The organism is Ruegeria sp. YTSA064 (genome assembly GCF_059610325.1).
The window spans coordinates 381,253-396,441 of the sequence record NZ_JBXWNK010000001.1 but is presented as its reverse complement, the minus strand read 5'-3'; the positions used below and the strand labels follow the sequence as shown (position 1 = coordinate 396,441).

Sequence of the window (15,189 nt, the reverse complement as noted above, 5' to 3'; positions counted from 1 at the left end):
TCCTTTCAACTAACTTTGAACGGAACCACGCCATCACAGCTGTAGTCCTGATATTCTGGATGCCCTGTCGTTGCATAAGACAGTCTGTTGTCTGTTAGCGTACCAGGCCAAGCCGCAACAACGCGTCGCGCCTGAGAGTGACGCCGGAGCAAATCGAGTGGACTTAGCTTCAACTCCTGATCGAACAGGAGTTCGAGATTGTCCATGAGGAGAAGTCCTTCCCGCGAGAACTCATCCGCCAACCCTTTCAGAAGGTCTGCTGCCTGAAGGTGTCTCCTAGGGCTTGGGATTGTGAGCAGTTCACGTCCAAGTGCTGCTCCAATGTTGAGGATGTGAAGCTGCCGACGCCCAGCCAATTGGCGCAGCAAGTCGCTCTTCCCAGTATTCGGTGCTCCAATCAGCAACAATAGCTTGCTGTTCACCACGGCAAGATCGTCGACGACGCGTTCAAGTGCCTCGATCATCCGTTTGCGCCTCCGTTCACTGGCGCCGAGAGGCTCGGTGTTGGAAGCCCGATTTCGGGGGCGTTCATAAGGACGATCTGTTGGTCTTGCGGGCGCCGCGCGGAGGGATCTGTATCCAATCCCAAGCGCCTCAGCGCGTAATAGAGCAACGCGCGCCGCACCTTGATCTTCGCACTGCCGCCCCGCATCTCATAGTCAAGGGCAATGACCTTTGCCTGCGTTTCCGACAGTTCGGGATGTGGAGCAACTTCGAGCGCGACTTCTGAATTCCAGTCAATATCATCATCGGCCGATGTCGCGCTCTCGCGTGATCCACGAATCTCAATCATCCGGGAGAGAACAAAATCCTTGAAACACTCGTCGGTCAGACAAAACGCGCGGGCGTGCCAGCGAAACCCGTCGAAGGCAATCGCATGAGGTGCAATCCACCGCCATCGAGGATCCGGACTGGAAAAGGACTGGTATCTGATTTCTAACTCTTCGGTCCGCCTGATCGCTCCCACAACGGAACGAAGAGTCACTGGGTCAACTCCGCGGACCGGCGTTGGCGCAGAGGCGAAGGACGGAAGACTGGCGATCCAAGAGTCTTCACGGTCAAGAATATTTTCGGCCACGGACCGAAGCTGAGCCAGATAGCGGCTCGCATCAGGTTCCAGAAACTGTGGTTGGAAAGCACTGCCTCGCACGTAAGTCCGCGCGCTCTTGTCGTAGATCATGTTTTCAGAGGCGAAGCCGATATAGCGGTTCAGGTCGGCGGACGCTTGGTTGACCGAAAGTCCAAACTGATCCATCAAATCGCTCCGGTTCACATGCCCCTCCCAGAAAAGACGAAACTCAATAAATTCGAGCCGTTGCTCGACTCCCCATCGAAGTCCCGTTTTTTCGTTCTTCAAGATGGCCTCCCAGCAATAAATGCGTACGAAAACTATGCGCGCACAATTTTTGGTCTGGCGTCACGCTAGCTTTGCAGTGGTTCAATTACAAGGCCGTTTTCGGTGCTTTCAGATGTTTAGAACACCACAGGGTTGTAGGTTTGGTGGTTCATTCGAAAGCCTTGTTTGCGCCAGTCTACGCATGACGTCTGTGGGTTTTTTGATCGCGATTGGCAGTATTGCTGATCGGTAGCTTTGCTAGCCTCCCCGCAATACTGAAATAGTCTTTTGTTTGGTCCGCCCAACATCCCTGACCGTGGCGGTCAACCTTAGTCCATCCCCAAAATCAGCCACCAATTTCCCCTGTCTCGCGGGCGAGCCATTCCTTGCGCGGCAAATTGGCGTCTGATTTTGGCGCAGACATTTTCTTCGCAAATGTGGCCGATTGACAGCCCCGTTCAGGGCCGTGGGTCGGGCTTTGCCCTCTCCCACTCTGTTCCGCCGAATACATGCGTATTCGGTCAGATCAGGTGGCCGAGGCGCAGCCCAACGGCGGAAGGGGGCGCGGAGCCTCACCCGCGTCACTTTGATCGAGGAGGCCACAAATGGCACCGAAGTTTGATGTTTATGCCCATGTCACCGACAGCATTATTGCAGAGATCGAGGCAGGCACGCCGCCTTGGCGCAAGCCGTGGATCGGAAGCGCGTCCGGCATTGCCCTGCCGACCCGACACAATGCCGAGGAGTATCGCGGGATTAATATCCTGATGCTCTGGGTCATGGCAGCAAAGCATGGCTATGTGTCCAGCCGCTGGATGACCTACAAACAGGCGCAGGAGCTGGGCGGCCAAGTCCGCAAAGGCGAAACGTCGTCGACCGTGGTCAAATACGGGACGTTCACCCGAGAAAACGAATTGGGCATCGAGGAGGAGCTGCCCTATGCGCGCGCCTATCGCGTGTTTAACGCGGATCAGATCGAGGGTTTGCCGGAGGAGCACTACATCCGGCCCGAGGCCCCGCGTGATCTTGGCACGGCGGAAGATCCGGAGCTTGAGGCGTTTTTCAGCCGAACGGGGGCGGAGATCCTCACCAGCGACGACCCACGCGCTTATTACAGCCCCGCCAAAGATCACATCCACATGCCGCCGATCGCCACGTTTCACGATGCGGCAGGCTATTATGGGACATTGGCCCATGAGGTGATCCATAATGCCGAGCTTCGGATTATGCCGCGCCGAACCTTAGAACACGCTGTCTATCGAGAGGACAGGGGCGGTGTGTCGGCATAAAACTTTGGCAGCAAGGAGCGGTCGTTCGCGCTTGACGCGGCGAATTCGGACTCTGAGCCCTTTTTACCGAATGCTGCGGTAGGAGGGAATGGCGGGTTTATCGGCGGACGTTCTGATTTCAGCCCACCATTTGACCCATCCTAGGGCCTCAGGACCCCCCTTGAATGGCGAGGAAATCCATCAACTTTTCCCAGCTATCAGCGTCGGCTTCCGCATCATAATTTGGGAAGCCAAAGGCAGAGAAGAGGTGTCCGGCACCAGAATAAACATGTGCCGTCACCTCACTGCCTGCTAGTTCGACATCGTCGATGAAATTGGTCAGCCCACCAACGTTGACTTGCGTGTCTGCTTCGCCTTGCGCTACAAAGAACGGCGCGACTTCGTCGGGCATGATCCTGCCTTTCGTATCGGATACGCGCCCGGAAAATATGATGTAACCGTCAACACCCAATTCGTTGCCCAGCCCTGACCAGGCAAGCTCCATCGCCGTGATTGCACCCATTGAGTACCCCATCACGAACAAAGGCTCGTCTCCCTCTTCCCCAGAAGCAGTGATAGCTGCCCGGAGCATGGCGTGCATCCCGACTTGATCTGCCAAGTGCGCCTGCAACGCCTGCTGCTTGGCCTCCATGGTCGTTGGATTTTCACCAGCAGGGTAGAGATCGGCGGCAAAACTGGTGAACCCCATATCCGCCAACATCTGCGCCCGATCTTTTTCGTAGTCGCTTAAGCCGTTCCAAGTGGGCAGGATCACGATTGTCCCACGTGGCGTTTCGGCCTGAGCCAAGTATCCATCAAACGTTTCGCCATCAATTTCGTAAGTTACACTTTCACCAGCTAGTGCGGTTGTCACAGCAAATGCGAGTGCAGTTGTGAGTAAAACTGTCTTGGTCATGAGTTGTCTCCATTTCTTCATTTGTCATTAAAGGCGTCGCTTTCTTTGCCCGATCGCCAACTGCTGCTAGACTGCATGGGACCTGTTCCGAAAATCCCGAAAGACCGCCGAAGAAATGCCGAAAAACCAAGTTCATATTCAGATCGGAGAGGCCTTCTTTGACCCATCGACAGGAGAGATCGATCACTCGGGAAACGTGACGGGCCTACGACCGCAAACCACACGGTTCTTGACCGAGCTTATCGACAATGCTGGCACTGTGATCTCCAAAGGCGACCTGCTGGATCGGATTTGGCCTGAAACGCACGTCACCGAAGACAGCTTGGTGCAATGCGCGTCAGAAATTCGCAAAGCACTTCGCGGGGTCAGCGGTGTGGCTTTAAGAACCGTGCCCAAAATGGGCTACCGTCTCGATCTTGAAAAAAGCGACCCCGACATCGGCGAGGGTAACGCTCAGAAGCTGCGAAGTAAGCCTTGGCTCGTAGGGCTGGTCGCCATGTTTGTCGTCGTTTTACTTGGGGGTCTTTATTGGTCAAGCAAACCTGCCCCGCCATCTCAAAATGTTACAGTCGCGGTGTTGCCGTTTCAGAACATGAGCGGTGACCCCGACCAGTCATACTTTTCAAACGGACTTGCCGACGACCTCATAATTGACTTGTCAGGGCTTTCCGACATTCGTGTAATTTCGCGAAGTGCCAGCTTCTCGATCGATACCGAAAGCATGAACGTCCAAGAGATGGCAGATCTACTGCGTGCAAATGTCATTGTCGAAGGAAGCGTGCGGCGGATTGCAGGCAGCCTGCGCATTTCTGTCGCTCTGGTCGATGGCGAAAGCGGAGCCAATTTGTGGGCTAAACGCTACGAGGGCACGCCAGATGATGTCTTCGCCTTCCAAGACGAGGTTGCCCGTGAATTGCTCAGGGCGCTTTCTATCGGACTATCAAGCACGGAACGCGCACGTCTCGGTGTTCGGGGCACTAACAACGTAGACGCCCATGACGCATATCTTCAGGGCCGTGAACTCGAAAACCTTTATACGATGGAGACCAATCTCCAAGCAGAGGCCGCTTTGAAAAATTCGATCAGGCTTGATCCCGATTTTGCGCTACCTCATGCCCATCTAGGTCAGGTCTATAGCTTCAGGGTTGAAAACGGCTGGACGCGTGATCGCGACCGGGACATTCGGGCTGCGTTTGAACATGCCAATCGGGCCTTGGAACTCGACCCTGATTTGCCGTTTGCCCATTTCTCTCTTGGTCGCCTCTATACACGCAACTTTGCCCCTGATGAGGCGCGTGCAACCGAGGCATATGAAACCGCCATTCGCCTCGACCCCAACTACGACGACGCTTACGTGTTTCTTGCCAATGTTCACATTTTTAATGGCCGGGCCGAAGAGGCATTGCCCCTTATCGACCAAGCATTTGATCGTAATCCTATCCCACCGTACTGGTACGATCTTGCAGACGGTATGGCGAATTACTTTTTGGGAAACTTTGAAGAAGCCGAAGCAATCCTTGTCCGTGCCCGTGACCGAAACCCGAGCGCCCCATATCCGTATCGCTTTCTGATCGCGACCTATGGCCAGTTGGGTAACGTAGACGAGGCAGAGTGGATGGCCATGGAATACGAAGCACTTGGTCGTACAGCAACCATAGAGGCGCTCTTGGCGACCGCATCGATTCAGGACCCGGCCTACCGTTCTGCCTTCGCTGAAGGTTTCCATATGGCCAATGTCCCGGAGAACTGACGATCGTCTTTTCTTTGACCAACGCCCAAAAGCAGACTTTGGGGCGGTTGCAGCGAAATGGTGCTTTGTCCCACATTGTGTCGATCTTTCCACGACCCGTGAGCGTCTGCTTCGGTGACCTGCCATAAGCACAACCTTCAACCAGATGAAGGAAACACTTATGGAAAATGACGCGAAACCAGATCAGACGGCAAGAACCTCGGAATCCTTGGACAACCAAGCGACCGGCTTTGTGCTGCGGATTGAAGCTGACGGATACGGTCGCGGTTCCGTTGCCAAATACGGTGCCACAGCCGAGGCGTTCTGGGCGGCAATGCTTTCGGAAAACCTCAGCCCCAATGACTTGACAGACGATTGGGTGGCCGAGCTCGAAACGCCAATCATTAACACCGCTACAGCGGAAGACCAAAAGCACTGTCGGTACCGGCTCAATCGCTTCAGGGATTACTTGATCGAAATTGCTGGCGCACCGCCACGGTCTGAGCCGCCGCTCGACATGTCCCCCAGGGCAGTGTTGAAACGCGAATACGAAACCTACCTCCGCGTTCAGCGCGGCCTGTCCGAGGACACTATCTATCACTGCTTGCGGTTCTATGACCGGTTCCTGACAGCCAAGTTTGGTGCTGGTCTGGGAGATCTGAATAGTATCAAGCCCGATGATATCTCAGGCTTCATACTTCGCTTGCGGGAGGCGCAAAACGCGCCCCGGGACAAGACCGGCCCGTCTCATCTTCGCAACCTGTTCCAGTTCCTGTTCTGGAGCGGGAAGACAGAACGCAACCTGAGCAATGCCGTTCCGAAGGCGCGGCATCCGAAGCCAACCGGCATTCCGCGATATCTGCAGCCCGAAGAGGTCGACCGTCTGATCGAGGTGGTGCGGGATCACAAGAAAACAGGACGGCGGAACTATGCGATGCTGATGCTGATCGCCCGGCTCGGTTTGCGAGCACCGGAAGTGACGGCGATAGAGCTGGACGACATCGACTGGCGCGCCGGTGAAATCCTGATCCGTGGCAAAAGGCAGTTGCATGATCGGATGCCAATGTCGGCTGAGGTTGGAGAGGCGATTGTCGATTACATCAAGAATGAACGCCGTGGTCCGGACCGTGCGCTGTTTGTCTCAGTCAAACCGCCGTTCAGGCGGTTCAAGGACGCTCAAATCCTTCGCTGGATACTGCGTGATGCTTATGATGCGACCGGGATCAGTCCGCCACAAGCCTATATCGGCACGCATATTCTCCGGCACAGCCTCGCCACTGACATGCTGCGAAAGGGCGCATCACTGGCCGAGATCGGTGACGTTCTGCGTCACCGATCTGCGATGACAACGACGATATACGCGCAACATGATTTGGATGCCCTACGCTCAATCTCGCGGCCTTGGCCAACTTTGGGAGGCGTACAATGAAGACGCTCAATCAACGACTGGACGAATACGTGGCCCTTCGACGTTCGATGGGATTTGATCTCTCGTTTGATGAGCGGGTGCTGCGCAAGTTCACGACTTTTGGCGATGAGAACGGGTTCCATCACATCTCGACACCCTTGTTCCTTGATTGGAAGGCGAACTACGGCAGCGCGGATAACAATACATGGTCTCATCGCCTTGGTATGGTGCGCAGCTTTGCCTTCTGGCTTGCAGAGCACGACGATCAGACCGAGGTCCCATCCAGCCAGCTTGTCATAGGGCGCTATCGGAGACGGGTGCCGTACATTTACGCGCCGATACAAATTGCGGAAATTGTTGCAGAGGCTGGGCGGCTTCCGTCGCCTTACGGTCTCCGAGCCGCTCTTTGGCAGACTCTGTTCGGCTTGATCGCGGTGACGGGCATGCGCGTGAACGAAGCTTTGTCCTTGGAAAAGAATGACGTCGATCTTGATCGTGCCCTTCTCACACTTAGAAACACGAAGAATGGTAGAGATCGGCAGCTTCCCATAAACAACGACACTGCCCATCGGCTGGCCGAATATGCCAGGAAACTGGATCGGGTGGTTACGCGAGACTCATCGCGGTTCTTCATCCAGGAAGATGGCCAACATGCGAAGGACTGCGCAGCTCGGTACAACTTCGCGCAAGTGAGCAAAAACCTTGGCATTCGGTCTCCGCAAGCCTTCAATAGGCACGGTCATGGGCCACGCATCCATGACTTGCGGCACACATTTGCCGTTCACACCATCCTAGACTGGTTCCGGGATGGTCGGGACATCGAAGCCGAAATGTACAAGCTCAGCACCTATCTCGGCCATTCCGAGCCCAAGCATACGTTCTGGTACATCGAGGCCGTTCCCGAGCTGATGCAGTTGGCCGCTGCACGAGCAGAGCAGCGGGTTCTGGAGGGTGCATCATGATCGTGACCTATCCCTTGCCCGTCTACGTGCAGCGGTTCTTCACTGAGCGGCTGTTGACCCAGATGCAGGCCAGCCCGAACACAATTGCCAGCTATCGCGACACGTTCCGGCTCTTACTTAAATACGCGACGGCAGAGACCGGGTTGCCGCCGACCAAACTGCATGTGGCCCATATCGATGCCGATATTATTGGGCGGTTCCTGACCTTCTGCGAGGAAGAACGGGGTAACAGCGCTCGAAGTCGAAACACCCGCCTTGCCGCAATTAGGTCGTTCTTCAAATACGTCGCAGGTTGTGAACCCCAATTGTTGCATCATTGCCAGAAGGTGTTGGCGATGCCCTCCAAGAGGCACGAAAAACGGGTTGTTGACTTCCTGACCCGTGTTGAGATGGAGGCGTTGCTGGAAGCACCTGACCAATCGACCTGGTTCGGTCGGCGGGATCGAGTTCTGCTCCTTACGATGCTTCAAACAGGTTTGCGGGTGTCGGAGGTGATAGGTCTTCGCATTGCCGATGTCGAGCTCGGCACCGGAGCACACCTTAGATGCATGGGCAAAGGTCGAAAAGAACGTGCAACGCCGCTTCGCACGGACAGTAGGGATGCATTGAAGGCATGGCTCGCACAGATCGCGGCTGAACCCAGCGATCCCCTGTTCGCAACCATTCGTGGCAGACCATTCAGCAGGGATGCGGTTGAACGAATTGTTCGGAAACACGCGGCCACTGCGGCTGCGACCAGTTCGACGTTCAGGTTGAAGCGCGTCACACCGCATGTCTTGCGCCACACCGCTGCAATGCAGCTTCTCCAGAGCGGTGTGGATCGAACGATTATCGCCCTTTGGCTGGGCCATGAATCGATTGAAACGACACAAGTCTACATCCATGCCGATATCGAACTGAAAGAAAGGGCGATGGCGCTGACGAAGCCAGTTGGGAAAACGGTCGGGCGTTATCGACCCGGAGATGAACTGCTGGCTTTCCTGGAAGCGATCTGAATTATGCCGACACGCCGCGCCGGTCTGACCGCAACGCAAAAGGTTGTAAGGATCGGCGCGGCATAATCCGAAGCTCGGCATTATGGGCCTTATGCCGACATCGGCATAAGACCCACTGGACGGGCAGTGAAAAGCGGCTTGAGCGGATCAAGAAATTTGCCAACCGCGAAGCCTATGCCTTTGAAGAGCTGGTGGCGGAAATCGGTGCTTGTTTCCTTGGTGCTCAGATTGGCGTCGCGCCTGAGTTCGGTCAAAGCGCTGCTTATGTTGAAGGGTGGTTGAAAGCGCTCAAAGAGGACAAACGAGCGATTTTCCGCGCGGCGTCCGAGGCGCAGAAGGCAGCCGATTTTGTCCTTGCAGCCGCAGGTCAATCGAAAGCGGCCGCAGCATGAGGGGCCCCGCAATCCTACCCCCGATGACGTGCCGCAAATGCTGCGCGTCAAACCCAGTGATCTTTCTTGCGCCGGTCATCGTGAAAGGCAGTGGCACCTGTATTTGCCTGGATTGCGCAGAGGCGTGCAAATGGCTGGATCCGGACGGCAACTTGAAGGCCGGTGTTGAGCTTTGAGCACCTGCGCCCCGCCTCATGTGGCGGGGCGCAGGCATTTTGAACCATGTGAGAAATTGTGGCCCGTGCTGCTGCGCACGGGCCGCTCTTAGAAACGGACTGTGCGGAGGATCGGCTGGCTTTCAGCCCGCTCACCTCCTTCAGAATCTTTTCAGTTTGATTGGTCCGCCCAACATCCCTGTCGCGTCCCGTCAATGGGCAAGCGTGGCGTGGCCGCGTCGTCAAAGCCTGCAATCCGTGTCCTCGCGCGGGCGCGCTGCGGGCCGCACCAGTTGCTGGCTTTGACCCATTGACTGGCCGCTCCAGGGGCGTGGGTCGGGCTGTGCCCCCACCCACTCTGTTCCGCCGAATACATGCGTATTCGGTCAGATCAGATTGGCCGGTGTGCAGCCCATCGGCGGAAGGGGAGCCAAGCCCCAACCGCAGCACCTAAGAGGAGGCCACAAATGGCTCACAAGTATCAGCCCCCGAAATTCTGGACCTGCGACTGTGATCGCACGACCGGCGGTCACATCATCGACGGGCTCTATAGCACCTGCGTCTATTGCGGGAAGCATCGGCACGAGCTGAAGGAGATCGTTGTTCCGTCAGGTTTGGGCGGCGTGTTCTGTGTCGAGATCCTCAGTGTTGAGGATGATTGCGCCAAAGTGAAGGTGGCCAAGAGCTCGAACGGCTTTGACGCGCTGCCACCCTTCACTGTGCCGTTCAAGGACATCGCCCCGCGTTGGAAGCACCAGGCGGGAGAAATCCGATGACCCCAGACTATCACAGCGATGATTTCGCGACCGCGCGTCTGGAAGATACCGTCAGCTTGCGAAGCGCCGCCCGCGAGGCGCGTGCCACGCTTTACGCGGTGTTGAACCGGCTGGAGCTGAACGATCTGGAGGGTGAGGAGCAGCCCTATATCGACGATTGTCTTGGGGCTCTCGCAATTCTTGAGGAGGCGTTGCGATGACCTTGGAAGAGATCAAAAATGGCAGTGGACGCGGGCAACCGCGTTCACTTCACGGTTTGGGGTGAGTTGTCGGCATCGGTTTGGTGGTGGGGAGGGTTCTTATGCTCCTTAATCCTCTGCTCCAGTCGAGACGAAAAATTCGAAACCTCAGCAGCAAACCGTATCGATTTTGGGATTTTGGGTCGCACCTCGCCTTTTTTGTCAGAGGCGGCACATTGAGCCGCATAGGAGGAAAGAATCCGATTAGCTTTCTTTCTTTGCCTTCCCACTTTTTGGCGGAACGGCTTGTGGTATCCGTCGCTCTTAGAATCCATAAGCGGGTTCCGACGCTCGTCGTTACTGGCGCTAGGCCATTCAATGCCCAAAATTCTGCAGCAGGCACACGATAGGGAAAAGTGCTCTAGAAAGTCGTCGTTCGTCGGTGCGTTTTTAGGCTTCTTAGCTTTGGCTTTTTTCTTGCCTTTCTGCCCCTTGGTTCCAGGCATCGGAGAAAGCGGGTCATAAGACCAGCCCCGCCCGCCTGGGTAAATGATCGTGCTGCCACCTGAATAGCCGCCGCGCCCCATCTCGAACCTCACAAAACCAAAATCAATGCCGCCAGTGTAGCGCTGGTCTTTGCCAGCGCAAGTATATGGCGGTCGCAGCCCATGGCTGCTCCAAACGGAATACAGGCAGTTGATGCAATATTATAATATTGAATCAATTATGGCGAAGTGCCATAACAGGGCTGCCTGTATGATGCTGGCAAGAAATAGGGGTGATTACTTCACATGGCACGACCGAGCGCACCACGGCACAAACGACTGACGCAGAACCAGCGTTTTGCCATCGTGCGCAAGCGTGCCGAAGGGGTGCCGATCGAGGATCTGGCCCGCGAATTCGGCGTCACGACCCGCAGCATTTTTTACACCTTGAAGGCCGATCAAAGCCGCAAGCTTGATGCGCGTGTGCGCTCTGAGCTGGTGAATGTCCGGCTGACGCCTAAGGAGTTGGCGGGCTTTGATGCGGTGCTGACGCGGCATGATATCGCCAGCCGGGCGGAAGGGCTGCGTCGGCTGATCCATGCCTCGAACGATCTCTTTGTCCCTGATGATGAACTGGCCAATCAGATGCAGGGATTGTCGGCCTCTCTCAATCGCACTGGCAACAATACCAACCAGATTGCGCAGCGCCTGAACGAGGCAAAACGTCAGGGCAAGACGCCACCTTATGGCAATTCCGCCCATGCTCAGGTCCGCGCCTTGGCCGGGCTGATTTTCGATATCGCCGACCAGGTTCAGGACATGGCGCAGCGCCGCCGAAGCGCGCTGTCCGGCGAGGTTGCTCGCGTACTGGGAGGTTTTGCCGATGGCCCGGAATAGCGCCGTTGCTGCCGCGCAGGAGGCCTTCTTCGATCGCGACTGGAGCCGCATTCGCGGCAGCGTGCCGCGTGCCCGTGCCAAGCAAATGGCCCGGGCGGCGATGGGGCATTCGCCCGCGATCTTCAAAGCCATTCGCGACGGCGGCACGCATAACAAAGCGCAGCTGCGCAACCAGCTGGAATACCTGACCACCAAGTCGAGCTTTATCATCGACAGCCGTGGCACCTATGACGGCCAAAGCGTTCTGTCAGCCAAAGAGATCGAGCAGGCCACACGCCGGTTTTCAGCGCAGTGGAATGAGGGGTTCCACCCCAAACTGGGGCATACCTCGCATCTCTTGATGGCCTTCCCAATTGGCACGCGCGGCGAGGATGTCGCCGACATTACGCGCGAGGTTTGCGAGAGGTTCTTTCAGGGCGAAGGCAGCCATTTTGACTACATCGCAGCCGTGCATGAGGACCGGGATCATCCGCACGCCCATGTCGTCCTGAACCGGCGCAGCAAGGATGGGGAGTTCTTCTTCCTGAAGGAGGGGCACCATTTCAACTACGACAGTTTTCGCGAGGCCATGGTGGAGGTGTCCGACCGCTATGGGTTGAGGCTTGAGGCGACGCGAAAGCTCGAACGTGGCATCACGACGAAGAGGCCGAGCGATGTAGAGCAGCGTCGTGCCGAAACCACCGCACAGAAGTTGGCTGACCGCGAGCGCGTGGGGCCAGAGCTTGACCGTGCCTTGGCCGAGGTGGCGCAAAACGCGCAGCTCTATCGCGGCCTGGCTGCCGAGGCCTCGCGCGAGAACCAGCATGACATTGCAGCTGCCTTGAACAAGGCCGCGACGCTTTTGGCGCAGGGCAAACCGATTGAAGCAGATGGAAAGGTATATGGCATGGCTGAAGAACAGCACTCGTTTGATGAGGTCGTGGATGCCTTTCACGACAAGATCAACCAAGCTGAGCGCATTGTGGCGGACGCCCCGGTAGAGCGGCGCGCGGCGCTCGAGCATGAGCTGAACGACATCTATCGTTCACTGTCACATCTGAGCCCAATGGGAACGCAGTCCCACACCTTGCTCGAAGACGCGTCCCAAAGTGGTATTTATTCCGCTGCGAACATACGGGCCGAGGCCCAAGGCGCTTTGCAGGATCCAGCTCTGGCAGAGCGTCTTCAGCAGGCTTTGAAAGGCACCGGCATTGACGCGCAAGAGGTGACGCGTCGCGTTGAAATCGGCGCGAGCAATGCCGCGCTCGAGCGGCAATGGCTTGGACAGGATTTGAAGGCGATTGCCGAGAAGGACGGCTTTGACCTGTCTCGCGCCGATGAGCTCGAAAGAGCGATCGACCGTCTCGACCAGGTGCACAGTGATCTAGGCCGTGTGTTGGCCGAGACGCACGTTCTCAAAGACAGTGGGGCGGTGGAAGCCGACCGGCAGGACGCCATCATCGACCGGCTGCCGCCGACCACAGCTGATATCCTGCGCCGTATGAGGGACGACCCGACCGCAGATCCATTCCGCAGCGATCTGGAGCGCGAGACCTTGAGGGCCGAACTGGAGGATCTGGCCGGTGAAGAAAACACCCCGGGCTTGGCGATTGGCGATGAGACTGCGCTGGAGGAACATATCGAAGACCGCCTGGACCGGCTCTATGCTGCCAAGGCCTATCTGCAGAGCGATGCCGCTCTGGCGAACAGTGTTGCGATGGAGCATGTCCTAGACGAAATCGCCAATGAAGAAATTGATGTTCAACGCGAGCGGCATGTCGATGCCGATGGCGAAAAGGGTGTGACGCATGGGTAAGACGCGGATCGCACTCAGCGTCATGAGCTTTGCTCTTCTCGGCGCTGTGTTGGGCTATGTTCTGGCGTCGGCCTTTCTGACATTCCGCTGGTTTGGGGTCGGGGCGGATATCGATTTCCTGATGTTGGCGCGAAGCTATGGGGTTTTTCGAACGACACATCCGGGCGATATGCAGATTGTTCACTTGATCGCGGGGATCTGCACTTGTGCCGGTGTTTTGCTCAGCGCTGTATTGATGAACGACGCGCTGACCAAGTTCGGTGAAACCCACTGGCAGCACATGTCCGAGATGAAGCGGAACGGCTTTTTCGGAAAGCCCGGCCACGGCTTTGTCCTCGGCAAAATGGGCAAGCCTAAGAGCCGAAAGCCCTTTGTCATGTCCAAGGTTTTTCCCCATGCTTTGATCGTGGCCCCGACCGGACGCGGCAAGACGACGGGTTTCGTCATCCCAAACCTTCTGACCTATCAGGGCAGCGCGGTTGTGCTGGACGTGAAGGGCGAAAACTTCGAGGCAACGGCGCGCCACAGGGCAGCTCAAGGCGACAAGGTGTTCCGGTTTGCGCCAACTGATTGGAAGGACGGCCGCTCGCACCGCTACAATCCTTTGTTGCGCATATCGGCGCTCGAAAATGTCGACCGCCAGCAGATGGAGCTGCAACTTCTGGCTTCGCTGTTCTTGCAAGTAGATAACGACCGGGTCCAAGGGCTCCTCGATGGCGGTATCGACCTATTCGTGGCGGCAGGGCTTTTGGCGTTCGAGCGAAAGCGGCCGACCCTGGGCGAGATCTACCGCATCACCGCATCTGGCGGGGACAAGCAGAAGGAGTATCGCCGCCGCGCCGACGAAGTCGTCAATCCAGCTGCTAAACTGATCTTCATGCGCATGGCCTCGACCAACAACGACACACTAACGTCCTACCTGTCGCTCTTGATGACATCTGGACTCAAGCAGTGGTCAAACCCGGCCATCGACCGTGCGACCGCAACTTCGGACTTCGATTTTCGCGATATCCGAAAGACGCCGTTTTCGGTCTATCTTGTGGTTGAACCGCTCATGGTGAAACCGCTCGCCCCGCTGATCCGCCTTTTTTTCTCGGACTTGCTGGCATCGTTACAAGTCCATGAACCTGGCAAGGACGAACCTTGGCCTGTGATGATCATGCTCGATGAGTTCAACCGCCTGGGCAAAATGCCCATTGTTCTGGACAGCATCGAAACCCTACGGTCATATCGGGCGAACCTCGCGATCGTCACACAAACGATCCCGGCGCTGGACGAAATCTACGGTGAAAACGCCCGCCGCGCCTTGCAGGGCAACGCGGGTATCAAGCTCTACCTGACCCCCTCAGATGAAAAGACCATCGAAGAGCTCAGCAAAGCCGTCGGCAAAACAACCAAGCGCGTTGTGACTCGTTCACGCTCTGTCGGTCGCAACCCCTTTGCCGGACGCAGTATGTCTGAACGGACCGAAGAAACCGCTTTGCTGCCCGAGGATGAGGCGCGGCGCATGGATCTTGATGACATCGTTCTGGTGGTCGACGCGCAAATGCCCGTGCGGGCCAAACGGATCAAATACTATGAAGACCGGTTCTTTCAGCAGATCTTCGACAAGCAGACCGGAGAGCTGCCATATCCATCTGCGGGGGACCAGATGCGCGGGCTGCAAGGGCAGATCAAGGCACTGGAGGCGAAGATTGGGGCGTTGGAAGTGCCGATAGGAGGTGCCGATGATGCCCTAGAAGGTACTCAGGAACGGCGCGATGAGATCAAAGAATTAGCGTCCGGCATTCCAAATGCACAGTCAGCTTCTAAGGCCACTTTGGGTGACTACCAGGCCGGAACTAAAAGGGTGGAAAGGTTTATGGAAAAGGCCGCTCAGGGATGAATGTGAACTCA

At 56.6% G+C, this 15,189-nt stretch carries 15 protein-coding genes; 11 read left to right on the top strand and 4 right to left on the bottom strand.

Annotated elements, in window-relative coordinates:
- Positions 1–5 precede the first annotated feature (5 nt).
- A complete protein-coding gene (brxF, locus tag AC2FI7_RS01995; RefSeq protein WP_496833180.1) occupies positions 6–464 on the bottom strand; it encodes a BREX-3 system P-loop-containing protein BrxF in 459 nt (152 codons plus the stop codon).
- Positions 461–1,357, bottom strand: coding sequence for a BrxR family helix-turn-helix transcriptional regulator (locus AC2FI7_RS01990; RefSeq protein WP_496833178.1), 897 nt, complete (start codon positions 1,355–1,357; stop codon positions 461–463). The genes brxF and AC2FI7_RS01990 overlap by 4 nt, the downstream gene beginning before the upstream one ends.
- A gap of 584 nt (positions 1,358–1,941) precedes the next feature.
- On the opposite strand from AC2FI7_RS01990, the gene AC2FI7_RS01985 reads away from it, so the two are divergent.
- The gene (locus AC2FI7_RS01985) at positions 1,942–2,625 is read left to right on the top strand and encodes an ArdC family protein (protein WP_496833176.1); all 684 of its coding nucleotides are present in this window, start codon (positions 1,942–1,944) and stop codon (positions 2,623–2,625) included.
- A gap of 148 nt (positions 2,626–2,773) precedes the next feature.
- Here AC2FI7_RS01985 and AC2FI7_RS01980 read toward each other — a convergent pair whose 3' ends face one another.
- Entirely contained in the window at positions 2,774–3,520 is a 747-nt protein-coding gene (locus AC2FI7_RS01980; protein WP_424991401.1) for a dienelactone hydrolase family protein, read from the bottom strand.
- 115 nt (positions 3,521–3,635) lie between these two features.
- On the opposite strand from AC2FI7_RS01980, the gene AC2FI7_RS01975 reads away from it, so the two are divergent.
- The 7 genes from AC2FI7_RS01975 (at position 3,636) to AC2FI7_RS01945 (ending at position 10,137) form a co-directional block, all read left to right on the top strand.
- On the top strand, positions 3,636–5,270 hold the full coding sequence (locus AC2FI7_RS01975) for a winged helix-turn-helix domain-containing tetratricopeptide repeat protein (protein ID WP_424991402.1): 1,635 nt from the start codon (positions 3,636–3,638) through the stop codon (positions 5,268–5,270).
- 145 nt (positions 5,271–5,415) lie between these two features.
- Complete coding sequence (locus AC2FI7_RS01970; protein WP_424991403.1) at positions 5,416–6,678, top strand: tyrosine-type recombinase/integrase; 1,263 nt, start codon at positions 5,416–5,418, stop codon at positions 6,676–6,678.
- Positions 6,675–7,619, top strand: coding sequence for a tyrosine-type recombinase/integrase (locus tag AC2FI7_RS01965; protein ID WP_424991404.1), 945 nt, complete (start codon positions 6,675–6,677; stop codon positions 7,617–7,619). The genes AC2FI7_RS01970 and AC2FI7_RS01965 overlap by 4 nt, the downstream gene beginning before the upstream one ends.
- Positions 7,616–8,614: a tyrosine-type recombinase/integrase gene (locus tag AC2FI7_RS01960; RefSeq protein ID WP_424991405.1), complete on the top strand. Its 999-nt coding sequence runs from the start codon at positions 7,616–7,618 to the stop codon at positions 8,612–8,614. Before AC2FI7_RS01965 ends, AC2FI7_RS01960 begins: the two co-directional genes overlap by 4 nt.
- Positions 8,611–9,006 carry a zincin-like metallopeptidase domain-containing protein gene (locus AC2FI7_RS01955; protein ID WP_496833227.1) on the top strand — a complete coding sequence of 132 codons (396 nt, stop codon included), beginning with the start codon at positions 8,611–8,613 and terminating at the stop codon, positions 9,004–9,006. The genes AC2FI7_RS01960 and AC2FI7_RS01955 overlap by 4 nt, the downstream gene beginning before the upstream one ends.
- A gap of 622 nt (positions 9,007–9,628) precedes the next feature.
- Entirely contained in the window at positions 9,629–9,937 is a 309-nt protein-coding gene (locus tag AC2FI7_RS01950; RefSeq protein WP_496833172.1) for a hypothetical protein, read from the top strand.
- Positions 9,934–10,137 carry a hypothetical protein gene (locus AC2FI7_RS01945; RefSeq protein ID WP_055190657.1) on the top strand — a complete coding sequence of 68 codons (204 nt, stop codon included), beginning with the start codon at positions 9,934–9,936 and terminating at the stop codon, positions 10,135–10,137. The genes AC2FI7_RS01950 and AC2FI7_RS01945 overlap by 4 nt, the downstream gene beginning before the upstream one ends.
- A 44-nt stretch (positions 10,138–10,181) precedes the next feature.
- Here AC2FI7_RS01945 and AC2FI7_RS01940 read toward each other — a convergent pair whose 3' ends face one another.
- Entirely contained in the window at positions 10,182–10,703 is a 522-nt protein-coding gene (locus tag AC2FI7_RS01940; protein ID WP_496833170.1) for a hypothetical protein, read from the bottom strand.
- A 204-nt stretch (positions 10,704–10,907) separates the two neighbouring features.
- Between AC2FI7_RS01940 and AC2FI7_RS01935 the strand changes: the two genes are divergently transcribed.
- Genes AC2FI7_RS01935 through AC2FI7_RS01925 form a run of 3 tightly spaced genes read left to right on the top strand, consistent with a single transcriptional unit; the run spans position 10,908 to position 15,178 of the window.
- Positions 10,908–11,498, top strand: a complete 591-nt coding sequence (locus AC2FI7_RS01935) for a hypothetical protein (RefSeq protein WP_496833168.1) — start codon at positions 10,908–10,910, stop codon at positions 11,496–11,498.
- On the top strand, positions 11,485–13,293 hold the full coding sequence (locus tag AC2FI7_RS01930; RefSeq protein WP_496833166.1) for a relaxase/mobilization nuclease domain-containing protein: 1,809 nt from the start codon (positions 11,485–11,487) through the stop codon (positions 13,291–13,293). The genes AC2FI7_RS01935 and AC2FI7_RS01930 overlap by 14 nt, the downstream gene beginning before the upstream one ends.
- Positions 13,286–15,178: a type IV secretory system conjugative DNA transfer family protein gene (locus AC2FI7_RS01925; protein ID WP_496833164.1), complete on the top strand. Its 1,893-nt coding sequence runs from the start codon at positions 13,286–13,288 to the stop codon at positions 15,176–15,178. Before AC2FI7_RS01930 ends, AC2FI7_RS01925 begins: the two co-directional genes overlap by 8 nt.
- The last annotated feature ends 11 nt before the right edge of the window (positions 15,179–15,189 follow it).